The following is a 25624-nucleotide window of genomic DNA, read 5'->3' as shown; positions in this document are numbered from 1 at the left end:
TATCCATGAGTAGTAGAGAAGATATATTACAGAATATCCGTCGTAATACAAGGGTTCGTTATGATAAACCTGATTTGTCATCACTGGAAAAAGAAGCAATTACCTATGCTGATCCGGTAGCACAGTTTTGTAAGGTCGTTGGCGAAGTAGGCGGACATGTAGTAGAAGTGAAACCCGGAGAAGATGTGAATGCTTTGATTCGTGGATTATATCCGGAAGCCAAGCGTATTGCATCAAATCTGAAAGAGATTACTTGTGCAACTTTCCATCCGGACGATGTGGCTTCTTCTGCTGAGCTGGATGGAACAGATTTGGCAGTAGTGCGTGGACACATCGGAGTATGTGAAAACGGAGCCGTTTGGATTGAACAGGACGTTGAGCAGCGTGCCGTATATTTTATTTCCGAAGCACTGATTATATTGCTCGACCGTGAAAAACTGGTCAATAATATGCACGAAGCTTATCAGAAAATAGATACAGGCGAATATGGTTATGGCGTATTTATTTCCGGTCCTTCAAAGACGGCAGATATTGAACAGGCATTGGTTATGGGTGCACACGGTGCCCGTGAATTGACTGTTCTTCTGTTCTGATTGGATTAAATAAAGAACTTGATAAATCGAGGTCGTCTCAAATTTTATTGTGGGCGACCTCTTTTTTATTTTATGCATATATTGCATGTATAATATGATTGATATATTTTTATAGTCAATTATAAGTGTAAACTTTAATCTTAAATATCATGGATGAAAAATTATTGGAAAAAATAAAAGAGAGAATAGCCACAAATCCTTATGTAAATTTCCTTGGAATTCATTTCAGCAAAATAGAAGAAGGTTATGTTGAGGCTCGTATGCCATTGCGTGACGAGCAGCGCCAGTATAGTGGTGTGACTCATGGCGGAGTTCTTGCCGCATTGGCGGACACCATAGCCGGATTTGCCGCATACACAATGACTCCTTTCGAAAACGATGTCCTCACAGCCGAGCTGAAGATTTCTTTCCTCCGCGCAGCATGGGGATATGAGCTGATAGCCAAAGGATTTGTCATTAAACCCGGACGCCGTTTGCATTTCTGCGAATGTGAGATTTATTGTGACGATAAATTGGTTGGTAAGGCTTCGGGAACTTTTTGCGTAGTAGAATCACAAGTTGAATAAATATAAATTCCAATATCATGAAAAAACATATTTTATTAGGAACAGCATTTATGTGTGCATTTTCTGCATTCTCTGCTTTTGCTCAGAATAATGGAGCAAATCTGATTATAAGGGCAGATGATATGGGTTCATTCCGTTCAGCCAACATTGCTTGTATGGAAGGTTACAAAAACGGAATAGAAACCTCAATCGAAGTTATGGTTGTCACTCCCTGGTTCCCGGAGGCAGCACGTATGCTGAGGGAAAATCCCGGAATTGATGTCGGCTTGCACCTTGCCATCACAAGTGAATGGGACAATATAAAATGGCGACCGCTCACTAACTGCCCGAGCCTGGTTGATAGCAATGGATATTTCTTCCCGATGATGGGAAAGAATCCTAACTATCCCGGATTGGCAATTACTGAGAATAAATGGAACATAGATGAAATAGAACAGGAATTCAGAGCTCAGATAGAGTTGGCTTTGAAGAATATTCCGCAAATCAGCCATATTTCCGGACATATGGGCGCAACAGGATTTTCTCCCGAAGTAAATGCTCTCGTCAAACGTCTTGCAAAGGAATATAATCTTCCGGCTGTGGACAGAGCCGATTCCATGAAAGAATATAACTTCTCATATGCGGGATATGACGGACCAAGCAAAACTTCTGAAGAAAAGGAGAAAAGCTTTATCAGCCGTCTGAACAAACTGGAGCCGGGAAAGAATTATATGTTTATCGACCACCCGGCGCTGGACAACGAAGAAATGCAGACCGTCGGACACATCGGATATGAAAATGTTGCAGAGGACCGTCAGGGTGTTACTAATCTTTTCACCAGTCAGAAGGTAAAAGATGTGATAAAAGAAAAAGGAATACGTCTAATCTGCTATAACGATTTGACCAAATCTCTTCCTCGTGCCGAAGCTTCTCCAAAAGTGACAAAGGCAGTTGATAAATATCTTAAAGCCGTTCAGAAAGAAAATCAGGACTTGCATAGCTTGATGATACTTCAGCACGGAAAGGTTATCACTGAAAAATGGATGAGTGAAGGAGAATGGAACAAGCCTCATGTGATGAATTCCGTCAGTAAAACATTCACAGCAACAGCTATAGGCTTTGCCGTTTCCGAAGGTCTTTTGAAGGAAACAGACAAGGTTATATCTTTCTTCCCGGATAAACTTCCTTCAACCGTCAGTCCGAATCTGGAGAAATTGGAAATCCGCCATTTGCTGACTATGACAGGCGGACATGATACAGACCCGACAGGCTTGACTCGTAAGTCCGGTAATGTTGATTGGGTCAGGGCTTTCCTTTCAGCTCCGTTCGAGCACGTACCGGGAACATTTTACTGTTATAACAGCCTAGGAACCTATATGCTTTCTGCAATAATACAGAAAGTAACCGGTCAGACCCTTATTGAATATCTTTATCCCCGATTGTTCCGTCCGCTTGGCATTGTTGGTCTGAACTGGGAAGAAAGTCCTCAGGGAATCAACTGCGGAGGATGGGGATTATATATCCGCACTGAAGATATGGCAAAGATGGGACAGTTCATCTTGCAGAAAGGACAGTGGAACGGAAAACAGCTTCTGCCCGAAACATGGTTTGATGTTGCCTCTTCAGCTTTGGTTGAGTCTGTTCCTGCCGGTGTTCGTCCGGAAGAATTGAAGTCAAAAGGTTTGAGCAAACGCAACAGCGACTGGCTGCAAGGCTATGGCTATCAGATGTGGCGTTGCCGCAATAATGCATTCAGGGCAGATGGTGCCAACGGACAGTATATAATTGTGCTTCCTGAAAAGGATGCGGTTATTGTCACTACGGCAAATATCGGTGATATGCAGGCAGAAATAAATCTGATATGGAAATATTTGTTGCCGGTGTTGTAGGATGGAAGATAATTTTAAGTTGACGAGGTTTTAGGGACAAGGAGAGTTGAGGAGTTAAGTAGTCAAGAAGTCAAGTAGAAATTTCTTTTTACCTGAAGCCTTGTCAACTAGTATCAACTCGTTCCCTTGTCCTCTAAACATAATCATACGCATAAATCTATGAAATACATAATAATTCTATTGCAAATATTTTTATTAGCCGCTTGTTCCGGCAACCAGAAAAATGCATATATTTTCTCCTATTTCACAGGAAATGGCGAAGACGGATTGCACCTGGCTTATAGCACCGACGGGCTTGTTTGGAACACCATAAACAATGGTGAATCCTTGCTTAAACCGGAATTGAGTAAGGACAGACTGATGCGCGACCCGTGTATAATCCGTGGTGGCGACGGACTTTTTCATATGGTGTGGACAGTCAGCTGGCACGAAAAGGGAATTGGCTATGCCAGCAGCAGTGATTTGATAAACTGGAGCGAGCAGAAAATGATTCCCGTGTTCGATGGCGTTGACGGAGTAAAAAATTGCTGGGCGCCGGAGATTACCTATGACAGCAAGAACGGCGAATATATGATTTACTGGGCTTCAACCATCGAAGGCCGTTTTACGGAAACAGCCGAAGGCAAGGAAAACAATCTCAGCCACAGAATGTATGCTGTGACAACGAAAGATTTCCAAACTTTCTCAGAAACATTCCTTCTTTATGATTACGGATTCAATGTTATCGACGCTTCAATTAATTATCTGGACGGCAAATATGTGATGCTTCTGAAAGATGAAACTCTCACTCCGCCTCAGAAGAATATCAGAATTGCATATTCCGATAAACTTACAGGTCCGTATTCAGAACCTTCGGAACCAATCACCGGTAATTATTGGGCAGAAGGGCCAACCTTGCTTGATTTAGGCTCTAAATATTATGTCTATTTCGACAAATACACAGAAGGCTGCTTTGGCGTGATTGAATCTTCCGACCTGAAAAACTGGAATGAAATATCAGATAAGCTGAAAATGCCTGAAGGAATCAGACATGGAAGTGTCCTGAAAGTTACGGAAAAGGAATTGGAAAGGCTTCTTGATATGTAGTATAAGACTTTGAGCACGGAAATACGAGGGATTTATTATTAGATAAAAAAGCTCTATGAATCCGTGCTCTCTGTGCTTATTCCAAAACCAGAGTAAAATTTGTAGTTGTCAAAAAAATTCCCTAAACTTGCAATGTAACCATAAAAAATCTTTCTATGAAACAAAGTGTATTTATCAGTCCGTTTGTGGACAGAGGTTTTAAAATTCTTTTCGGACAGGAAAACAGCAAGGAACTGCTGATAGATTTACTCAATGATTTGTTGGAAGGCGAGCGTCATATCGAAGACCTTACGTATATGAACACTGAAATGCCCCCTGAAACCTCAGACGGCAGAACAGCAGTGTTCGACCTTCGCTGCAAGGACAAAGACGGCAATATGTTTATAGTAGAAATGCAAAATTGCAACCAGCCTTATATTTATGAGCGTGGACTTTATTATATTTGCCGTGCCATAGCCGGTCAGGACAAGATTGGCGATGGATGGAATTTCGATATAGTACCCGTATATGGAATATTCTTCCTTAATTTTAAAAGTGGCAAGACTAACAAGGTGCGCACTGACATAATCCTTGCCGATAAGGAAACGGGTGAACCTGTATCAAAAATGATACGTGAGATATTTATCGAATTTCCATTATTCAACAAAACGGAAGAAGAATGTGAAACGCCATTGGATTATTGGCTATACAATTTAAAGCATATGGAGAAATTGGAATCTTTACAGTTCAAAGGACAGAAGGCACTTTTCCAGCGTTTGGAAGAGCTAGCCCGTATTGTCAATATGAACAAGAAAGAACGTGATGAATATGAAGCCTGCCTCAAAGTTTACCGTGATAATTATAATACGTGGAATTATATGAAGGAACAGGCGATTGCTGAGGGAATTGCTGAAGGAAGAGCTAAGGGATTAGCTGAAGGGAGAGCTAAGGGACTGGCTGAAGGAAGAGTTGAAGGAAGAGCTGAAGGAAGAGCTGAAGGATTTGAGGAAGGAATGGAGAAAGCTCAATATAATATGGCAAAGAAAATGAAGGCAGATAATGTCCCATATGAAATTATAGTGAAATATACAGGGTTAAGTGTGGAAGAGATAGAAAATATAAATTGATTTCCATTTCAATTTTACAGATAGGCTTTAAGTTCATTAATTGATGAGTCGACAAGAGATAGTTGAGAAGGCTACATGAGGTCTGTTCCATTGGCTTTGCAATCCTGTTTCCCCATGATGTGTATTGCAAAGCCATTGGAACAGAGGGCGCCATTCCCCTTGTCATCTTGTTCCTTCGTCTCTTTCCTACGGTTCTCCCAAATATTTAAAGATTAACTTAACTTGGAGCGGCGTAAAAACCCGCTGTCCGTTGATATAACCGGCTTCGAGAAGCGACTCCCAAAGCGTAGTGTTGAGCATCAGCCAACGCTTTAGTTGGCGGCGTGCCGAACTGGCGGTGCTGTTCGGAAAATACATAACCGCCAGTTCTTTCATATGTAATGCGTTGTTTTTCATAATATAAAAATAGTGAAAAATTATGACAAAAACAAGCAAAACATACTGTTTTTCAGTGGATTTACTCCAAATGAGGCTTGTCGCAAACTTCAGTTACCACAACCGGCTCAACTTCGGAATATGACAATCCTGAACGCATATTCTGCAACAGCTTGCCCGGAGTGAACACGATTCTTGACTTTCGCATATTGGTTGCCACCGAGAATTCCTCGCCTTCTCCTGCGCCGATTGACGATACGGACGGGCGGAAGTTTCCGATTTCTCCCAATTTTACGATGTTTCCTTTCTTCATCTCAAAGGCAAGCACGTAGTTGAGCGAATCGATGATACTTTTCACGTCGGCGCTCGACATTGACGAACGCATCGACACCAGTTCACAGACATCTTCCAACTCGATAGTTGCGTTATAGACTGTCTGGGCAAATGATTTTTCGACTGCCGGACCACCTTTGAGGTCGCTTACTTTTCTTTTTACTAAACGGTACTTTACTGGCATAGGCTTTAAGTTTTTGAGTTTATAAGTTTGTTTATGAGTTAACGAGTTGACAAGGTTACAGATACAAGGAATTAGGCTGAAAGCCTCCGTTCCATAGGATTTGCAATCCAATGGAAATTTATTCGGGATTTGTAATCCCGTTTCCAATGGTGTGGATTTCAAATCCACCAAGATTAACTAACGGATTGCAAATCCGTTGTAACGGAGGTATAAGGCTGAAAGCCTTTGGCATAGCCCAGGGCGTGAGCCCTGGGCTATGCCGCCACCCACATACAAGCTCTGAAGGAGCGGTTCAATCCTAATTCTTGTCTCCGTGTTTAAATCTATTGCAAAGTTACCGCCTCCATTTTTCCCACTGTCCGCATTTGTCCGCTTATGGTTTCCGAAAGATTCCATTGTATCTCAATAATAGTATAAATACGAGAATAAATGTTGATGTATATCTAAAAAGCCCCGAAGCCATTTTTTGTAGGTCCGGCCCCACGGAGAAATATATATTGCCCCACGAAAGAATATATACGGACGTATTTCCATATAGGTTCGGATAGGCACTAGTATATCAAAGTAGTACTAAGGTATAAACATATTTTAAATAAAAAAACAATAACATAAAAAATTAAATATATTGTAAATTAATAGTATAAATATTTTGTGGTTAAAAAATATATAGTTATATTTGTTACTATAAGATAAGAGGAATAGTCCACTTATCAACTTTAAATCTCAATATATGGGAAAAAACAAATCAATAACTCTCAAAATTGACATCAATTCTTTTGAGACCGTTTTAAACGAAAATGCCGGGAAAAGCGTTGCAACTAAGACCACCGGTGAAAAACTTTTTGTGCAAGCCGAAACTTATGGTATGAATGAAAATCTTGCCGATGAAATCCGTACTTACATTTCCGAATGCTCAAGTACGGTCCGGACGATGCACGAAAAACGCCGACCGTTCACTGATGCTCTGACTAAACTGCAAAAGCAGCTTGTTGCTCTTGAAAATGCTATTGATCCGAAAAAATCCGAATCTCCGGCTTATAATTGCAATCAGTTGCTGAAGCAATACCTTAAGTCTGTAGCCGAAAAAGCCAGAGCCGAAGCAGCTCGCCTTCAGAAGAATTACGAAATGTCGCAAAAACGTATCGGAAAAATCACGGACGAGAAGAAAAAGGCAGAAGCCTATAATCGTGCTGCGGAACGCCGCACATCCGGTCTTGCTTCGTTGCAACTGAACGCCGTTGAAATGGAACTGATACCGGAAGCTCTTACCGTTGACGGTTATGTCGAGCTTTTCAAATTCTGGTGGGAAAATGTCGGCAAGGGATTGCCCGATGCAGACCTTCGCCGCATAATGCACCCGATGCTGATGTTTGCGAAACAACAGGCTAGGAAAGGTGTTAGAATTGATTCTCCATGCGTGGAATATAAGGAAGAACCTAAAGCGGCGTGATTATGGAGAAATTAAGTAGTCCGTTCCATTGGATTTGTAATCCAATGTGTATGCTATTCGGGATTTTTAATCCCGTTCCAATCAATGTGGATTGCAAATCCACCAAGAATAACCAACGGATTGCAAATCCGTTGGAACAGAGACAGAGACAAAAAAAGTTAACCCAAGACTCACGTCTTAGGTTAACCCGTTGAAATTTATAAATATTTAAAAACAATAATATTATGACATCTGAAAAAAGGATTTTTCAAATATCAATCAAAAGTAACTACTTAAAAGTAGAAATGGAAATTTTTGATGAAAAAAATGACGATACTTATCGCACAGTTTATTTCAATGAGGCGCCGATTCACGAAGAATTTGCGTTGGCAATGCAAAACCTTGCATTCCATATTGAAAAAATCACGGGAACAAGTTATCACAATCTTGTTGTTGACGGATATTATCGTCAACCGTCGGGAAATAGTGAGTTGCTGACCATATATGCCCATCTTTCAGTGAATTACGAGTCTTCAACTAATATGGCTGTCCGTCTGCATCTTGGCAAAGATGAATATGCTTGGATTGACCGCCTTCTTGAAGACATGTCACTTTGCGAACGTGAAGCACTGCTCTACATCACAAAGGGCAAGCGTTACGGACTGGACAAGTTCCTGACAATAGAAAACACCAATGTAGAACCTAAAAAAGTTGCGTAATTATGAAAAACTACATGATTAATGCAGAAAAAGTGCGGGAGTTTTTAAGGTTCCTTCAGCACTCCTTCTCTCGATCTTATGCCAGACCCAGGGCTCACACCCTGGGCTATAAGAAGGCCTTCAGCCTTGATAAATAGCTAACTAATAAATAAAAACTAATAAACTGAAAACATTATGGCTAGACCAATAAAAGAAGGATTGGATTATTTTCCAATGGATGTAGATATATTGCATAATATAAAGATACGCAGAGTAATAAAACAATATAGAGAAAAAGGTTTTATGGCTTACGTATTTTTGCTTTGTGAAATATACAAGAATTCATATTATATTGAAATAAAGGATAATGAAGTTTTTGAATTGTCTGATTTATTCGGAATAACAGAAGACGAATCATTGCAGATGCTTGATGGCTTGGTTAATCTAAAATTGTTTGATGCGGAAATGTGGAAAACGAAGAGAATTCTAACTTCTGTGGAGATTCAAAAAAGATATTTTACAGCAAAGATAAAAAAGAACATAAACATAAAAACAATGCCTTATTTGCTTGATATGGCAGTTATTCCGGTAAAAACTCAAGTTATTGCAGAAAAAACCCCGGTTAATTCGGAAGAAATGCCACAAAGTAAAGTAAAGGAAAGTAGAGTAAAGAAAAGAAAAGTATATAATTTTTTTAATAGTAGTAGTAATAGCGAATCCGCGAAAAATTTTTCTGAAAATGATTCTGAAGTAGAAACAGTGGAAGCAGAGGTTCTGTCACCGGAAACAGTGCAATCATCATCCGAAAATGTTTTCCAGATAGTTGGAAACGGAATTGGCGAATTTGAAGCCAAATGCCATAAATGGTATGAGGAGCTTCGCAAGGATGAAGAATGGTTAAGCAGCATTGTTCGCAGCAGCGGAAAAGGTATGGAAGTATTGAACCTTCTGAAAGACATTTTGCCGTTGTTCGAGTCTCATATAATCTCAATGGGCGAGAGCGGACAGATAACAACCATAAACGACTACAAACGCAGATTTATAAACTGGTGGCGTTGCCTGGATTTCAAATCAGCTTACGAAATTCAGAACAGGAAAGAAAAAAAACGTAGCTATAATTTTGAAAGACGACAAGCGGAGCCGTTGTCGAATGTTGATAAGGCAATGGAATGTGGTAAAAAAGCAAAAATTATGGCACGTGAAATATTAAGAAAAAGTGGAGGGTTAGAAAATGTCTTTTGAAATATTAAGCAGGGCAATGCGAATGCCCAAGATTCATACTTTTACGCAGGAGCAAGTCGTAGATTTTTTATCATCATGCATAACCCGATGTTATGCGTTGGCAGGAGTGTCAAAATATTCGGAAAATGATATAACGCTGATTTCTATAACATTGGCAAAGGATATATTCCGTGAATATTCAAATTATACGATGGAAGAAATAAAGTTCTGTTTCGATAATGGCGTAAAAGGCAAATATGGTGATTATTACGGTGTAAATATCCGTGTGCTATTGTATTGGCTTGAAAAGTACAAAACAAGCGATATTCGCCAACAGGTGCGCAAAAGAATTCAGGAAGAAGAACAGCAAAAAGCCCTTTCTGCTGACAACAGCCTTTCTTCTGCTGACCGGGATATGCAATACGTCCGCGAAGCCTTCCGCCGCTACAAAAATGGAGAAAGTCTGGAAATGCTCCGCCCGCCATATATCTACAAGACTTTGCAAGACCGTGGAATTATCCATCACACCCGCGAGCAGAAACTGGAAGCCATGGAGCGTTTCAAGGATTTCCAACCGACCGAAGGACTTGTGATTCCGGAGCATGCTTGTCAGTATATTATAAAATCACGTGCGATGGCGTGGCTGCTCAGGCAGGAGTTTGATGAGTGGGGGGAAATGAGGGCGTGAGGAAGATAATCAGATTATGATGCAGAGCATCTGATGACAGTGTCAAGAATATTGCGCAAGTTTGATATCCCTAATGTATTTTTATAAAAATAAGCCTTGAAAAGGCATAACTGAGGTAAGGTATGTCCTTTCAAGGCTTAATATGTGTTTTATACACAATATATTACCAGTGCAATATGATTAAACGCTTCCATCCAAAGATTTGATAATGAGAATTTTTATTATTTCCCTTCAATCTCTTCAGCAACCAACTCACAAAGCATGCGCAGCGCAGTATTAGCCGAAGCCTCAATATTACCGGCTCTGTCGTGTTCGAAATGGAAACATTCCGAAACAACTTTGGATTTGAAGGCGCCAGCTATCCACACAGTGCCAACAGGTTTTTCGGCCGAGCCACCGCCCGGACCTGCAATTCCTGAAGTGGCAACAGCACATTCGCAATCCAGAACGCGACAGGCGCCAGTTGCCATCTGCTCGACAACCGGTTTGCTCACGGCACCGTATTTTTCTAAATCTTCGGACGAAACGCCGAGGACATTATGCTTAACAGTGTTGCAATATGCCACCACGCTGCCTTTGAAATATTCCGAACTTCCTGCCATTGATGTGATAATGTTGGCAATTCTTCCGCCTGTGCAGCTTTCTGCCGAACACATATTAAGATTATGTTCGCGCAGCAATTCCGCCAATTTCTCTTCTGTTTTCATTATATCTGAACTCTTGAGAATGGTGCAGCATCCATTGGGCAGAAATCTTTGTCTTGATACTTGTAGTAACCGGTGATTGCCACCATTGCTGCATTGTCTGTTGTGAATGAGAATTTAGGAATATGAACTTTCCATCCATATCTCTTTGCATGGTCAAGGAAAGCATCTCTCAAACCGGAGTTTGCAGAAACACCGCCTGCTACGGCAACTTCTTTTATGCCAAGGTCTTTAGAAGCCTTACGCAATTTGTTCATCAAAATGTCGATTACTGTTGCTTGTAGCGAAGCACATAAATCCTCTTTGTTCTTTTCGATGAAATCAGGGTCTTCCTTGAGGGCATCGCGCAGAGTGTAAAGGAATGAGGTCTTCAGCCCGCTGAAGCTGTAGTCGTAGCCCGGGATATGAGGTTTGCTGAACGAGAATGCTTTTGGATTTCCCTCGTTGGCAAGACGGTTCACAACCGGTCCGCCAGGATAGCCGAGTCCCATCACTTTTGCACATTTGTCGAAGGCTTCTCCGGCAGCATCGTCGATGGTCTGTCCGATAACCTCCATATCATTGTATGCGTTGACCTTTATAATCTGTGAATTTCCTCCTGAAACCAAAAGGCAAAGGAAAGGGAAGGAAGGAGCATGGTCGTCTTCCGGAGTTTCCTTTATGAAATGGGCAAGCACATGAGCCTGCAAGTGATTGATTTCAATCATCGGGATATTGAGTGATGCCGACAAACCTTTGGCAAATGATGTGCCGACAAGGAGTGAGCCCATCAGTCCCGGTCCGCGGGTGAAAGCAATAGCGTCAATTTCGGACTTGTCGATTCCTGCACGCTTGATTGCTTCGGACACGACTGGGATTATGTTCTGCTGGTGAGCACGTGAGGCAAGTTCCGGAACGACACCGCCATAAGCCTCGTGAACAGCCTGACTGGCAATTACATTTGACAGCATAACTCCATCGCGGATAACTGATGAAGAAGTATCATCGCATGATGATTCTATGCCTAATATTGTTATACTCATAATAAATTCGGTTTACTTTTTTATGCAAAATAACAAAATCTATCGCGATAAAATTCTATTTTTGTGCTTAAATAATTATAAGTACTGATATCAGAGGATTAAAATACATAACCGTTTTACTACTAATTCTAGTTGGTTTTCTGTATGTTCTGCCTTCTATTCTGGTCAGCATCCCGTATGTTCAAAACAAGATTTCGGAAACTGCCACGCAAGAACTTACAGAGCGATTGGGTGTGCCTGTCAAGATAGGCAGAGTAGATATGGAATGGCCAAACCGTGTTGTTCTTGAGGATTTATATTTGGAAGACCAGCAGGGCAAAGAGCTTTTCCGGGCTATTCATGTGTCTGCCGGAATGGAAATGCTTCCTTTGCTTGATGGGAAAATGGTGTTTACCACAGTCCGTCTGTTCAGCCCGACTGTCCGTCTGTCGAAGAAAACTTCCGGCGAGCCGCTTAATCTCCAGTTTGTGATAGATGCTTTTGCATCGAAGGATACAGTGAAAAAGGAGCGTAATATTGATTTACGGTTCAACACTGTTATTGTGCGCAAAGGTGCTTTCTCTTTTGATATTGAAGATGCACCTTACTCGCCCGGGAAATTCAATCCTAAGCATATCGACATTCAGAATGTAAGTGCGAAAATCTCGCTTCGAGCATTCAATAAAGACAGTCTTAATGCCCAGGTCAAGAAATTGAGCCTTGATGAAGCTTCAGGTTTTTCTCTGAATAAGCTTACTGTTGGTGTTGTGGCAAATCGCGACAGCGCATATGTTACGGATTTCCACCTGGAACTGCCGCAGACTAATCTGGAAATTATGCAGGCGCATTTAAAGCTTCCGCCTGTTGATTCGATGTTTCGTGAGAATTTGCTAGATTCGCCAATGCGATTGCATATTGCGCCATCGCAAATCAGTCTGAGAGATATTTCGGCGTTTGTTCCGGCTCTGAAGAATTTTTCGGACACTATTTCTATTTCAGCCAGTGCGTCCGGCTCAATCAATCATATTTATCTTCAGAATCTGTCGGTCAACTATAATAAGCAGTTGAGGCTGTCTGGCAAAATGGAGCTGAAAGGAATAAGCCATCCTTCTGATGCTTATCTGTTCGGCCAGGTGAACAGTATGTTCATCACATCTTCCGGATTGAACTGGCTCATAAACAGTCTTAGCAAATCACCGGTAAATCTTCCTGCACCGGTTACCAAGTTGGGAACAATTGATTTCACAGGCGAAATATCTGGCTTTTTCGATAATCTTGTTGCTTATGGTAAGCTTTCAACCTCGGTTGGAAGTTTGCAGACTGACCTTGTGTTCGGAAAGAACAAGGAAGAAAATATTGCTGCATTCCTCAAAGGAAATATTTCCACATCGAGCCTTAAGATTGAGCGACTGTTCCCCGAAGGAAATCCTTTTGGCAGGGCGAAGTTGAACATCTCGATAGATGCATCCCGGCCTGTAGACGGGCATTTTGCCGGAAAAATTGAATCTACAATAAACGAGTTCGACTATAAAGGATATAAATATGAGAATATAACTGTTGATGGAAGTTTCAGCCGAAATGCTTTTGATGGCTGTCTTATGATAAATGACCCTAACGGTTCTCTTCACGCAGACGGCTTCTTCAGTCATAATGGAAAGAATTCGGTTTTCAATTTTATGGCAAAAGTCAAGAATTTCCATCCTGATAAGTTGAATCTGACAAAGAAATATGAGGAGCCGGATATTAGTTTTTCTCTGAATGCCGATTTCTCAGGAAATAATATTGACAATATTGAAGGAAACATAATTGTTGACAGTATTACTTTCAATACGAAGCCAAGCAATTTCTTCCTGAAACAATTCAAAGTGGCAGCTTCGGGACATTCGTTGGACAGAAAACTGATAATCGAGTCTGACTTGTTGAACGGGGAAGTGACTGGGGCGTATTCATTCAAGACTATTTTCCCAAGTTTTATGAATACATTCAGCGCTTATCTTCCGGCTTTGATTAATGTGTCAAAGAAGAATATCAAGGATATAAAGGAAAATAATTTCTCTCTGCTGCTTACGGTTCAGAATACAGAAGACTTGTCGAATACACTGAAATTGCCATTCACTGTTCTTTCTCCGGGAAGGATAACCGGGTTGTATAATAATCAGTATAACCGTTTCAGGCTTGAGGCCTTTTTGCCGCATTTCAAGTTGGGAAAGACTACTTTCCAGTCGGGTTATGTGGATTGCGACAATCTTACTGATAAAATCGAACTTAAACTGAGAGCTACAAGTTATAATGAGAAAGGAAGGAAGAATTATCTGGACTTGAAGCTTGGAGCTAAAGATAATGTGCTCAATACGGTGGTAAACTGGGCAAACAACAAGGAAAAGACTTTCAAGGCAGAGATATCAGCATCAACCTTGTTCACTGAAATCCGGGAAGAGAAGAAAAAGAAATCTTTGCTTACGGAAATAACACTGAATCCGACTCAGATGACTCTTAACGATTCAGTGTGGAATATTTCTCCGGCGTTTATTTCTCTGAAGGACAAACGGGTTGAAGTGAAGGATATTTATGTTTATCATGGAATGCAATATGCCAAGATAAACGGGTTTGTATCGCCTTCGCCGGAAGACACTCTTAATCTTGAGCTGAATGATATTGAACTTAGCAATATATTCGATATCCTGAACATTCCTGTGCTTCAGTTTGCCGGTAAAGCAACCGGAAAATTCAATATCAACGATTTATATGGAAGTCGTATATTGAATACGGATTTGATTGTAAAAGACTTTTCGTTTAATAAGGTGGCTTTGGGTAAACTGGACCTTTTCAGTGAATGGGACGACAAAGAGAAGGGTATTTTGATGCAAGGCTCGATATTCAAGGATGACTCAACATGGACTGACGTTTACGGATATATTTATCCGGTCAAGAGTGAGAAGCGTCCGGCAGGATTGTCCTTAAACTTCGACGCCAATGATATCAATATTGCATTTCTGCATCCTTTCGTTGAAAAGGTGGTGCAGAATATAAAAGGTTTTGGCTCCGGTAATGTTCGCCTTTATGGTCCTTTCCAGGCTCTTAATGTGGAGGGGAATGCTTTTGTGCGCGACGGAGGCTTAGGCATTGAGTTCCTGAATACATATTACACTTTCTCCGATTCTATATTCCTGGATTCGAAGTCGGTGCGAACAAGGAATCTGAAAGTTTATGATAAGTTCAATAATTCTGCCAGTGTGAACCTTACGTTCAATCATAAACATTTCAAGGATTATGATTTCTCGGTTGCAATCGAAGCCCAGAATATGCTTATGTATGATGCTTCGGAACGTCATAATCCTATGATATACGGAACTGTTTTCGGAAGTGGAACCGCACGAATCGGTGGAAACGAACAATTGCTCAATTTTGATATAAATATGAAGAGTGAACCTCGTACGTCTGTTTTTCTCAATTTTATGGGTGGTTCAAAGGCCGCAGAATATGACTTTATAACATTTGTGGACAGAAAGAAGCTGAAGGCAGATGCTCAGAACAAAGATTCGGTGCACAATGTTGCTGATATTCCTATTCTTCCGCAGGACGAAGGGGCGGAGATGCGTATGAACTTTTTGCTCGACATCACTCCGGATGCAAACATTGAACTTATAATGGACCCGAATGCAGGAGACCATATCAAAGGTTATGGAAGCGGAAGCCTCCAGATTCAGTATGGCGACAAGACTGACCTGAGAATGTATGGAAACGTGGGTATTCTCAGCGGAAGTTATAATTTCAGCTTGCAGCAGTTGATACATAAGGAGTTCAAGATTCGCGAAGGAAGTATAATCAATTTCAATGGCGATCCGCTTGAGGCAAATATGAATATCAATGCGATATATAATCTTACTGCAAACATTGGAGACTTGGACCAGAATTTGGCACTTGAAAGTCCGCGAACAAATGTTCCTGTGAATTGTGTGCTGAATCTTGACGGCTCGTTGCGCAGTCCTAAGATTTCATTCGATTTGGAATTGCCGGGCTCAAATGAAGAGCTGGAGAGACAGATGAAGAGCCTTGTTGACACTGAAGATATGATGACGCGACAAATCGTGTATTTGCTTGTGCTCAACAAGTTCTATACTCCGGAATATACGGGAACAAAAGGCTCGAATGATTTCACGGCTGTTGCTTCGTCGGCTTTGTCATCACAATTGTCGAGTTTGCTCAACAACATAACTGATAAAGTCCAGATAGGAACTAATATCCGTGCCAGTGAAGACGGAATAACTGATACTGAGGTGGAAATGCTCCTTTCAAGCCAGTTGCTCAACAACAGACTTATTTTTAACGGAAACTTTGGATATAAGAATAATTCTACTCAGAAGAATGCTTTCATTGGCGAATTTGATTTGGAATATAAGTTGACAAAGAGTGGAGATATTCGCCTGAAGGCGTATAATCACGCCAATGATTTATATCAGTATCTGAAGCAGGCGCTTACAACTCAGGGCGTTGGTATTATGTTCAAGCGTGATTTCTCCAATTTCTCAGAGATGTTCCGCCGCCGTCGTTTCACCCTGCCTTTCATAAACAAGGAAAAGAAGGATGATAAAGTTTCCAAAGCGGATTCGACGGCGGTGAAATGATTAAGGAAACAATTCGGCGAAAATATCTTTCAGTCTTTCCTTGGCAAGCTCGAAATCCTGTTCCGAACCAAGCTCCTTGGCAAGGGAAGTGGCTCCTTTGTCTGTGAATCCGCAAGGATTGATAAGCTTGAAATAGCTGAGGTCTGTGTTGATGTTCAGTGCGAAGCCGTGCATCGTAACATAGCGGCTGCTCTTCACTCCAATGGCGCATATCTTGCGTGCCCGTCCTGCAACATGAGGCTCAATCCATACACCTGTGGCACCATCTAGTCTTTCGCCCTTTATGCCGTATAGCGAGAGGAAACGAATCACGGCTTCTTCCATTCTGTCGATATATGAATGCAGACCGATATTCCAGCGCTCGAGGTCGAACACCGGATAGCCGGTAATCTGTCCAGGGCCGTGGTAAGTTATGTCGCCGCCGCGTCCGATATGATAAAGGCTGATACCTTTTTCTTCCAATAAAGATTCCGGAATGAGCAGGTTTGAATCTTTTCCGCTTTTTCCGATAGTAAACACCGGATTGTGCTCGCAGAAAAACAGATGATTGTCGGCAATTTCTCCATTTCTCTTTTTCTGCACTGATTCATCAAACTTTTCAGTTTGTATTTTCAGAGCATCTTCATATTTTATTTTTCCCAAATCGTGGTAATGGAAACTGTTCATAGATATTATTGAATAAAGTTATACAAATCAAATTGAACTATTTACAACCAATTTCAACCGGAGAAATTTTCCCCATCAGAGAAACAATCTGCTTCTGCCTTTTATACATATATGGCGAAGGTTTTCCGGAATTGAATCTTCTGGGATTGGGCAGAGACGCGGCAATAAGAGCGGCTTCGCCTTTTGTTAGTTTCCCGGCATTCTTCTTGAAATGGCTTTTGGCTACGGCTTCGGCGCCAAAAATCCCGTTGCCCATTTCGATGGAGTTCAGGTAAACTTCCATAATTCTTTCCTTTCCCCACATAAATTCTATAAGCAATGTGAAATATGCTTCAAGTCCTTTTCTGAAATAGGTTTTTCCCGGCCATAGGAACACATTCTTTGCCGTCTGCTGTGATATGGTGCTGGCTCCGCGTACTCGCTTGCCTGCGGCAGCTTCGGCACGGGCAAGTTTTATCTGCTCAATGTCGAAACCATTGTGAGTCATAAAGCGATTGTCTTCCGACGCAATCACTGCCATAACCAGGTTGCGTGAGATATTGTCGATATCTTTCCATTCATGTTTTATTCCCTTGCTTTTGCCATCCTTTATTTGCTCAATATATCTTATTGCCATAAGAGGAGTGAAATATACAGGAATATAGCGGTATGCAATCACCATCAATATACTTCCTGCAAACAGCACGATTAAAATGTTGCGAATTATTCTTATAGTTTTCCCTATCAAATTCATGATAAATCAGATTTTACTTGCCGACTGACAAAATTAGGTATATTATAAGAAAAATTCGTACTTTTGCAGAACGGAATTTTTAAAAGCAGTTTTCATTTTTATGGACAAAGGAAAAGACAATAATCCGATATATTCGCATAATACACTTGAGTTTGTAACCGTTGCGCTTGAATATTGCTCATTTGTTGAGCATGCGGGTGAGATGGAAGCACTTGAATTTGTTGATAAGGCAACAAAGATACTGCCATTGCTTTATCTCAAGGCTTCACTTCTTCCTGTGATTGAGGCGGACGATTATTACGAACCTGAACTCAGTGTGACTGAAGATATGTATGATTCGGTCCGTTCGCGCATTGCAGCCCTTCTGGCGGACAAGGATACATATCTTGAAACTTTCCATGCCGACATGGCATATAGCGAAACCGCCATAGCTGCTTTTATTTCGGAGAATTTGGCAGATGTATATCAGGACACAGGAAATTTTGTTGCATTGTTCCGCCAGGGAAATGAAGAAGTTATGCGCGAGTCGATAGCTTTGTGCTATAACAACTTCAAGGATTATTGGGGGCAGCAGTTGCTCAATGCTTTGAGAGCATTGCATAATCTCCGTTATGGTGCTGATGAATTGTGGGAATCAAATGAGGAGAAATGATGGCAGAGCATGCACTACAGACAATAACGAAGGAAGAGATATCTACATTGCCGGTTGAGGAATTTGCCGGTCGTATAATAGTTATACAGACCAAGGCAGAAGCAGACAAGGCAGTGGAATATCTTATGAAATACAATCTTGTGGGTTTTGACACTGAAACACGTCCGAGCTTCAAGAAAGGACAATACTATAAAGTATCGCTAATCCAAATTTCAACAGACGACACATGCTTTCTGTTTCGTCTGAACTATATAGGCTTTCCTGAGTCGCTGAAACAGTTTGTGTCGAGTCCGGAAGTAACGAAAATCGGACTTTCTCTCCGCGACGATTTCGGAGCCTTACGCAAGCGTTCATCAGTGGAGCCGGTTAATTTTATCGACCTGCAGTCGATTGTCGGCAGCTACGGAATTGACGCAGCCAGCTTGCAGAAAATATATGCAATTCTGTTTAAGAAGAAAATATCAAAGGGGCAGCGCCTGTCGAACTGGGAGGCCGACGTGCTGACCGAGCCGCAGAAAAAATATGCGGCATTGGATGCCTGGGCATGCCTTACAATTTATAAACATCTGAATAATCACGAATAAATGAGCTATTGTAAAGTATTTCTAAAGCCCAAGAAAGAAGAGTCGCTGTTGCGTTTTCATCCGTGGGTGTTTTCCGGAGCAATCAGTAAAATCGAGGGACAGCCTGAAGAAGGTGATTTAGTTGAGGTTTATGGATCTAACGGCCGTTTCCTGGCGGTGGGCCATTATCAGATTGGCAGTATAGCTGTGAGAGTGTTGTCGTTCCGCCAGCGTGAGATTGATGCGTCGTTTTGGGAAGAACGTATCAGAATCGCATTTGACATACGCCGCTCACTCGGTCTTGTTGACACTCCGACAAACAACACATTCCGCCTTATACATGGTGAGGGCGACAGTCTTCCGGGACTTGTTGTTGATATGTATGCCCACACAGCAGTAATGCAGGCACATTCAGTAGGAATGCATCATGCACGTCACGAAATAGCTAAGGCTTTGAAAGCTGTTATCGGTGATTTGCTTGAGAATATATATTATAAGTCAGAAACAACATTGCCTTATAAAGCAGATATCGACAGTGAAAATGGTTATCTTCTTGGAGGTGATGTTGAGGATATTGCTTTGGAAAATGGACTTAAGTTCTGTGTTGACTGGCAGAAAGGACAGAAAACCGGATTCTTCGTTGACCAGCGTGAGAACCGCTCATTGCTTGAGAAATATTCGCGTGGCCGCTCTGTGTTGAATATGTTCTGCTACACCGGTGGTTTTTCATTCTATGCAATGAGGGGAGGAGCAAAAGTGGTTCATTCAGTTGATAGTTCGGCAAAAGCAATTTCTCTGACAAACAGAAATGTGGAACTGAATTTCCCTGGCGACGAGCGCCATCAGGCATTTGCCGAAGACGCATTCAAATATCTGGAAAGAATGGGAAGTAACTATGACCTGATTATACTTGACCCACCAGCATTTGCAAAACATAAAAATGTTCTCCGCAATGCTCTTCAGGGATATAGAAAACTTAACGCCATCGCATTTGAAAAGATTAAGCCGGGCGGAATTATCTTTACATTCTCATGTTCGCAGGTAGTAAGCAAGGAGAATTTCCGTCTTGCAGTGTTCAGTGCTGCAGCCCAGTCTGGACGCAATGTAAGGATTCTTCATCAGCTCACACAACCGGCTGACCATCCGGTAAATATATATCATCCGGAAGGAGAGTATCTGAAAGGACTGGTACTGTATGTTGAGTAAGCTCTAAAAAAATAAGGAAAAATTTCCTTATTCAATCAAACATTAGTACATTTGTCAATGCTTAGGAAAAGCAAGTTTATTGTATAATAACATATTTAAATTAAATCATTATGTCAAAAGTAACAGTTGTTGGTGCCGGTAATGTAGGTGCTACTTGTGCAAATGTTCTTGCCTTCAATGAAGTGGCAGACGAAGTTGTAATGTTGGACGTTAAAGAAGGCGTTTCTGAAGGTAAAGCAATGGATATGATGCAGACAGCTCAGTTGTTAGGTTTCGACACAACAGTTGTAGGCTGCACAAACGATTACGAAAAAACAGCTAACTCTGATGTAGTTGTTATCACTTCAGGTATTCCTCGTAAACCGGGAATGACTCGTGAAGAATTGATCGGTGTTAACGCTGGTATCGTTAAGAGCGTAGCTCAGAATATCTTGAAATATTCTCCAAACGCTATCTTGGTAGTTATCTCTAACCCAATGGATACAATGACATATTTGGCATTGAAATCATTAGGTTTGCCAAAGAACCGTATCATCGGTATGGGTGGTGCTTTGGATAGCTCACGTTTCAAATATTTCTTGTCTCAGGCTTTGGCTTGCAACGCAAACGAAGTTGAAGGTATGGTAATCGGTGGTCACGGTGACACAACAATGATTCCATTGGCTCGTTTGGCTACATACAAAGGTATTCCTGTAAGCACATTGTTGAGCGAAGAAAAATTGCAGGAAATCGTTCAGTCAACAATGGTTGGTGGTGCAACATTGACTAAATTGTTAGGTACATCAGCTTGGTATGCACCAGGTGCTGCTGGAGCATTCGTTGTTGAATCAATCCTTCACGATCAGAAGAAGATGATCCCTTGCTCTGTATATTTGGAAGGCGAATATGGTCACTCAGACTTGTGCATCGGTGTTCCAGTAATCTTGGGTAAGAACGGTATCGAAAAAATCGTTGAATTGGAATTGAACGCTGAAGAAAAAGCATTGTTCGACAAGAGCGCTGAAGCTGTACACAAAACAAATGCAGCTTTGAAGGAAGTAGGTGCTTTATAATTTTTTTAAGCATTCTGAGCCTTTTTGTTGGCTTTGCTGAAGAAAATACTGAGAGATTGCAATATGGAAACTCCGTTTGCAATCTCTTTTTTTTGTTTTGAGCGAAAAAAACGCAATTGGGGTTATATTTGCAATATTTTGATATATAAGGTATTGATGGTAGATTCTTGTGCAAAGAGAATAAAAAATCAATTTTTCTTTGAAAAAAGTTTCCAAAACATTTGGAATAATAAAAAATATCACCTACCTTTGCATCGCAATTGAGAAGGATGGTCGGGTAGCTCAGTTGGATAGAGCAACAGCCTTCTAAGCTGTGGGTCCTGGGTTCGAATCCCAGCCTGATCACTTGAAGCGAGAAAACTAAAGTATTGATAACCAATACGAGTTTTCTCGCTTTCTTTTTATTATTACTTTATTTTTGAAATTAGAAAAAAGGACAATATCCTCAAATTTGAGTAAAAGAACTTGTCCAAAACTTGTCCTGAAATTTTAATCTCAATTGCAGCTCTCAATTTTAAATTTTACCATACAAAGTTTTGAAAGATGTGCGACACAGATAGGGATTACTCTGTCGCACATGATTTGTTCTTGATGTTGTCTTTTATTTATGCTTATGCTTGTTGTGTCCAGGAGCATGATCTTTTGCTGACTTATCCCCATAAATTTTCTTAGCATGTCCTGGAGGTATTTCTTTATGATGATGCCCCGGTGGCACTTCCTTATGTGGTGGTGGAGGCCCAGGGTGATGATGTCTCCTTGTTACACATGATGTCATGCTTAAACAAAATGAAAAGACAAACAATGTAAGTAATAATTTAGCCTTCATACTTTATTAATAATTGGTTTTGTACAAAAATAGGAAAAGGAATTAAATATATATACATTATGATCTGGAAACTAGTACAGGTTTAATTATATGATAGTAGTTTCTGTCTTTAGTATTTTACTATATCCCTACTTGCATATTTTGAGAAATTTTACGAATATTGCATATATGTTGTGCATGCTTTATATTATGTTACATATAAACCTTATAAGGTTATAAATAAAATAAAGTGCTATCGAACAGTAACAAAAATGTTTTGGAATCTTAAATAGAGATAAGATAATATGAAAAAACGGTTTTTGAGTTTAGCAATGTTTGTATTGCTGACAATGCAGGGAAATGCCCAGGAAAACTTATGGGAAGGCAATTCAGTGGATTTTTCTCATGGTAAATTAGAGGTTTCAGAAAATGGGCGCTATCTTCAGCATGAAGATGGTACGCCGTTCTTTTATTTGGGCGATACTGCATGGGAGCTTTTTCACCGTTTGAACGAGGAAGAGGTTGAGAAATATCTGGAGAATCGAAGAGCTAAGGGATTTAGTGTGATACAGGCAGTAGTTCTAGCTGAGATTGACGGACTTAATACTCCGGACAGAAATGGGAATAAACCATTGATTGATAATTCTCCGGAGAATCCTAATACGGAATATTTCGAATGGGTGGATAAAGTTGTGAGAATTGCCGGTGATAAAGGTCTATATATTGGTATGTTGCCTACGTGGGGCGACAAGGTGGACAAGCAATGGGGTATTGGTCCTGAGATCTTTAATGAGAAGAATGCTTTTGAATATGGGAAATGGCTTGGCGAAAGATATAAGGATTTCCCCAATATTATATGGATAAACGGTGGCGACCGCTTTGGCGGTGGCAAAAACTTTGCAATATGGAATGCCCTTGCAGAGGGAATAAAATCTGTTGACAAGAATCATCTTATGTCTTTCCATCCGCAAGGCGAGTATTCGTCGTCCGACTGGTTCCATAATGAAGAATGGTTGGATTTCAATATGGCTCAGACGGGACATTGCCAGCAGAATTATGCAGTTTATGAAAGGATGATAAAACGGGACTATGAGATGGAACCGGTGAAGCCGTGTATGGATGCCGAGCCGAGATATGAGAATCATCCGGTTTGCTGGAAACCGGATTCTTTAGGATGGTTTGATGCGGCAGATGTGCGAAAGGCTTTATATTGGAATTTGTTTTCCGGGGCTTTGGGACATACTTATGGATGTCATGATATATGGCAGATGAAATCACCGGAACATGAGGCTGTGGGATTGGCTCGTGGCAATTGGTACACTTCCTTGGATTTGGAAGGTGCCGGAGATATGATTCATGCCCGCAGATTGATGGAGAGCATAAGTTGGGAGAAGCGTTGTCCTGACTATGGAATAGTTGTTTCTCCAAATGAAAATCCGGATAATAAGGTTGTTGCCATGAGAGGAGATTCATATGTTTTGGTGTATATTCCGGATGGCAGGGATATTGTTTGTGATCTGTCGCAGCTTGGTAATGGCAGTAAACTTAGTGTATGGTGGATGAATCCGAGAACCGGCGAATATACAGATGCCGGTGTTTGTAAGGCTTCGAATAGCGTCGGCTTTTCCGTTCCAGATGATGGGAAAGGGGAAGACTGGGTGCTTTTGGTGAGGAAATGAATATGGCAGATAAAAGATTTAAATCTATGGATACTATTAAAAGAAATTTAGCAATGGCGTTTTTGCTGTTTGTCTGTCAGGGAAGTGCCAGTGTGTTTTCACAGATTACAGAACGTCCGCGTCCTAAGGAATGGGATAACTTGGTTGAAGGATCCCGTTTTATAGACCGTTTTCTTCCGATGCCGGAAGGTAAACTTTCAGCCAAAGTCTGGGGCGGAGAAAATGTTGTTCCCCGCTTTATTGATAATGGAATAGAAGATGATGTTCGGTCATATTGGGGCGGAAATATTATAAAAGGTGATGATGGAAAATATCATTTGTATGTTTGCGGGTGGCGTGAGGATTCGCCAAAGGGACATCACACATGGCCACAGTCGATAGTTTATCATACTGTCTGTGACAATTCTGTTGGTCCATATATTATAAAGGACACAATAGGACCGGGGCATAATCCTGAGATATTCAAAGCTAAGAACGGGCAATATGTAGTATATGTAATAGATGGGTATTATTTGTCAGATTCTTTGGACGGTCCATGGAAATATGGGAAATTCAAATTCAATCCTCGTGACAGGAAAATTATTGAAGGACTTTCCAATCTGACATTTACTAAACGTGAGGATGGATCCAATCTGATGATATGCCGTGGTGGCGGTGTGTGGATTAGCCGTACAGGTCTGTCCGAATATAGTCAGATTTCCAACATGATGGTTTATCCTGCCGTTGATGGAGAGTTTGAAGATCCTGTTGTTTGGAAAGATAATGTGCAGTATCATTTGATTGTAAACGACTGGCTGGGAAGAATTGCCTTTTATTTACGTTCCAAAGACGGTGTGAACTGGGTTACTGATCCGGGTGAGGCTTATCTGCCTGGTGTAATTTCGAAGCATAAGGATGGACATTGCGAGAACTGGTTCAAATATGAGAGGATAAAAATTCTGCAGGATAAATATGGACGGGCAATACAGGCTAATTTTGCGGTGATTGATACTCTTAAGAATGAAGATTTGCCTAACGACCGCCACAGTTCAAAGAATATCAGTATTCCATTGAATCCAGGTATGCTTCTTACAATGCTGAATAAAGAACCAGTTGATGAGGATACAAAGGAAGTACGTGTACTTGTTGAGGCAGAAGAGGGATTTTCTCCTTTTGACGATTTGGATCTAAACAGTTTGAGATTCGGCTCGTCGGAATATGTGAATTATGGAAAGGGAACTAAAGTTCTGCGAACAGAAAAGTCCGGAAATAACTTGATTGTGGTTTTTGACGCAAAAGGTTGTGGGGTTGACAGCAAAGAATTTGCTCCTAAAGTTATTGGTAAGAAGAAGGATGGAAGTATGGTTTTTGGGTTTATGCGTGTGCCTTGGGTTGATTATACTCCGTCGATATTATCTGCCAGAAAACCTACAATACTTCCAGGTGATAAGATTGAGGTGTATATAGATAACTTTGGTCTGAAAGCTTCAGCAGATTCCAAATTTGAGCTTTATGCAGAAGATGGTAAAGATAGAAGGTTGATTGCCGAAGGTTTGATTCCTCTTATTGAACCATATTCTGATGTCAAGTTGGTTTTGGATTGTAAAAATAAAGTAGATAATGCTGACAAAGGATATGTTGTCAGGATATTATCTGAAAATGGAGAAAATATTTGGAATGTAGAGAGCCTGAAGAAATAGGATAACGTGGATTTTGGGAATAGAGGAGTCAAGTAGTTAATAATTGTTCTCTATAATCTTGTTAACTTATTATCTTATCGACTCATCCTCTGAAACCAAGTTAAATAAATAT

General features: G+C 40.9%; 22 protein-coding genes and 1 tRNA gene. 17 read left to right on the top strand and 6 right to left on the bottom strand.

The features are described from left to right. The first annotated feature begins 5 nt into the window (after positions 1–5). The 5 genes from ACYIAR_RS03260 (at position 6) to ACYIAR_RS03240 (ending at position 5219) form a co-directional block, all read left to right on the top strand. Positions 6–593, top strand: coding sequence for a LutC/YkgG family protein (locus ACYIAR_RS03260; protein ID WP_480332140.1), 588 nt, complete (start codon positions 6–8; stop codon positions 591–593). A gap of 149 nt (positions 594–742) precedes the next feature. Next, on the top strand, positions 743–1159 hold the full coding sequence (locus ACYIAR_RS03255) for a PaaI family thioesterase (RefSeq protein WP_480332139.1): 417 nt from the start codon (positions 743–745) through the stop codon (positions 1157–1159). Positions 1160–1176: 17 nt separating this feature from the next. Next, complete coding sequence (locus tag ACYIAR_RS03250; protein WP_480332138.1) at positions 1177–3027, top strand: serine hydrolase domain-containing protein; 1851 nt, start codon at positions 1177–1179, stop codon at positions 3025–3027. A gap of 159 nt (positions 3028–3186) precedes the next feature. Continuing rightward, the gene (locus ACYIAR_RS03245; protein WP_480332137.1) at positions 3187–4113 is read left to right on the top strand and encodes a glycoside hydrolase family 43 protein; all 927 of its coding nucleotides are present in this window, start codon (positions 3187–3189) and stop codon (positions 4111–4113) included. A gap of 155 nt (positions 4114–4268) precedes the next feature. Continuing rightward, positions 4269–5219, top strand: coding sequence for an Rpn family recombination-promoting nuclease/putative transposase (locus ACYIAR_RS03240; RefSeq protein WP_480332136.1), 951 nt, complete (start codon positions 4269–4271; stop codon positions 5217–5219). A 186-nt stretch (positions 5220–5405) separates the two neighbouring features. Here ACYIAR_RS03240 and ACYIAR_RS03235 read toward each other — a convergent pair whose 3' ends face one another. Then, positions 5406–5615 (bottom strand): DUF4248 domain-containing protein, encoded by a 210-nt coding sequence (locus tag ACYIAR_RS03235; RefSeq protein WP_480330852.1) that lies wholly within the window; start codon positions 5613–5615, stop codon positions 5406–5408. A 61-nt stretch (positions 5616–5676) separates the two neighbouring features. Beyond that, entirely contained in the window at positions 5677–6111 is a 435-nt protein-coding gene (locus ACYIAR_RS03230; protein ID WP_480332135.1) for an HU family DNA-binding protein, read from the bottom strand. A 730-nt stretch (positions 6112–6841) separates the two neighbouring features. Here ACYIAR_RS03230 and ACYIAR_RS03225 point away from each other — a divergent pair. The 4 genes from ACYIAR_RS03225 (at position 6842) to ACYIAR_RS03210 (ending at position 10147) form a co-directional block, all read left to right on the top strand. Further along, positions 6842–7561 carry a hypothetical protein gene (locus ACYIAR_RS03225; RefSeq protein WP_480332134.1) on the top strand — a complete coding sequence of 240 codons (720 nt, stop codon included), beginning with the start codon at positions 6842–6844 and terminating at the stop codon, positions 7559–7561. Positions 7562–7845: 284 nt separating this feature from the next. After that, positions 7846–8259 (top strand): hypothetical protein, encoded by a 414-nt coding sequence (locus ACYIAR_RS03220; protein ID WP_480332133.1) that lies wholly within the window; start codon positions 7846–7848, stop codon positions 8257–8259. Between the two features lie 174 nt (positions 8260–8433). Further along, a complete protein-coding gene (locus ACYIAR_RS03215; RefSeq protein ID WP_480332132.1) occupies positions 8434–9480 on the top strand; it encodes a DUF4373 domain-containing protein in 1047 nt (348 codons plus the stop codon). Then, on the top strand, positions 9470–10147 hold the full coding sequence (locus ACYIAR_RS03210) for a hypothetical protein (RefSeq protein ID WP_480332131.1): 678 nt from the start codon (positions 9470–9472) through the stop codon (positions 10145–10147). Before ACYIAR_RS03215 ends, ACYIAR_RS03210 begins: the two co-directional genes overlap by 11 nt. 221 nt (positions 10148–10368) lie before the next feature. Here the strand turns inward: ACYIAR_RS03210 and ACYIAR_RS03205 are convergent, their stop codons facing one another. Together ACYIAR_RS03205 and tsaD are read right to left on the bottom strand one after the other, a co-directional pair. Continuing rightward, a complete protein-coding gene (locus ACYIAR_RS03205) occupies positions 10369–10854 on the bottom strand; it encodes a CinA family protein (RefSeq protein ID WP_480332130.1) in 486 nt (161 codons plus the stop codon). Then, entirely contained in the window at positions 10854–11873 is a 1020-nt protein-coding gene (gene tsaD / locus ACYIAR_RS03200) for a tRNA (adenosine(37)-N6)-threonylcarbamoyltransferase complex transferase subunit TsaD (protein ID WP_480332129.1), read from the bottom strand. Before tsaD ends, ACYIAR_RS03205 begins: the two co-directional genes overlap by 1 nt. A 260-nt stretch (positions 11874–12133) precedes the next feature. On the opposite strand from tsaD, the gene ACYIAR_RS03195 reads away from it, so the two are divergent. Then, complete coding sequence (locus ACYIAR_RS03195; protein WP_480332128.1) at positions 12134–16477, top strand: translocation/assembly module TamB domain-containing protein; 4344 nt, start codon at positions 12134–12136, stop codon at positions 16475–16477. On the opposite strand, the gene lipB is transcribed toward ACYIAR_RS03195, so the two are convergent. Next, positions 16478–17143 carry a lipoyl(octanoyl) transferase LipB gene (lipB, locus tag ACYIAR_RS03190; protein WP_480332127.1) on the bottom strand — a complete coding sequence of 222 codons (666 nt, stop codon included), beginning with the start codon at positions 17141–17143 and terminating at the stop codon, positions 16478–16480. It abuts the gene before it with no gap. Between the two features lie 37 nt (positions 17144–17180). Further along, positions 17181–17876: a monofunctional biosynthetic peptidoglycan transglycosylase gene (gene mtgA, locus ACYIAR_RS03185; RefSeq protein WP_480332126.1), complete on the bottom strand. Its 696-nt coding sequence runs from the start codon at positions 17874–17876 to the stop codon at positions 17181–17183. Between the two features lie 100 nt (positions 17877–17976). On the opposite strand from mtgA, the gene ACYIAR_RS03180 reads away from it, so the two are divergent. The 7 genes from ACYIAR_RS03180 (at position 17977) to ACYIAR_RS03150 (ending at position 25512) form a co-directional block, all read left to right on the top strand. Then, positions 17977–18528 (top strand): DUF5063 domain-containing protein, encoded by a 552-nt coding sequence (locus ACYIAR_RS03180; RefSeq protein ID WP_480332125.1) that lies wholly within the window; start codon positions 17977–17979, stop codon positions 18526–18528. After that, complete coding sequence (locus tag ACYIAR_RS03175) at positions 18525–19112, top strand: 3'-5' exonuclease (protein ID WP_480332124.1); 588 nt, start codon at positions 18525–18527, stop codon at positions 19110–19112. Before ACYIAR_RS03180 ends, ACYIAR_RS03175 begins: the two co-directional genes overlap by 4 nt. Further along, entirely contained in the window at positions 19113–20297 is a 1185-nt protein-coding gene (locus ACYIAR_RS03170; RefSeq protein ID WP_480332123.1) for a class I SAM-dependent rRNA methyltransferase, read from the top strand. It begins immediately after the preceding gene. 110 nt (positions 20298–20407) lie between these two features. Beyond that, on the top strand, positions 20408–21349 hold the full coding sequence (mdh, locus tag ACYIAR_RS03165; RefSeq protein ID WP_480332122.1) for a malate dehydrogenase: 942 nt from the start codon (positions 20408–20410) through the stop codon (positions 21347–21349). A 271-nt stretch (positions 21350–21620) separates the two neighbouring features. Next, positions 21621–21694, top strand: a tRNA-Arg gene (locus tag ACYIAR_RS03160). 765 nt (positions 21695–22459) lie between these two features. Then, entirely contained in the window at positions 22460–23833 is a 1374-nt protein-coding gene (locus tag ACYIAR_RS03155; protein WP_480332121.1) for a glycoside hydrolase family 140 protein, read from the top strand. A 26-nt stretch (positions 23834–23859) separates the two neighbouring features. After that, positions 23860–25512, top strand: a complete 1653-nt coding sequence (locus tag ACYIAR_RS03150; RefSeq protein ID WP_480332120.1) for a glycoside hydrolase family protein — start codon at positions 23860–23862, stop codon at positions 25510–25512. Positions 25513–25624 lie beyond the last annotated feature (112 nt).

The sequence above is a fragment of the Parabacteroides sp. KHUB-01 genome, from assembly GCF_056640935.1.
The sequence above is the reverse complement of the archived record's forward strand: the minus strand, read 5'-3'. Positions and strand labels throughout refer to the sequence as shown.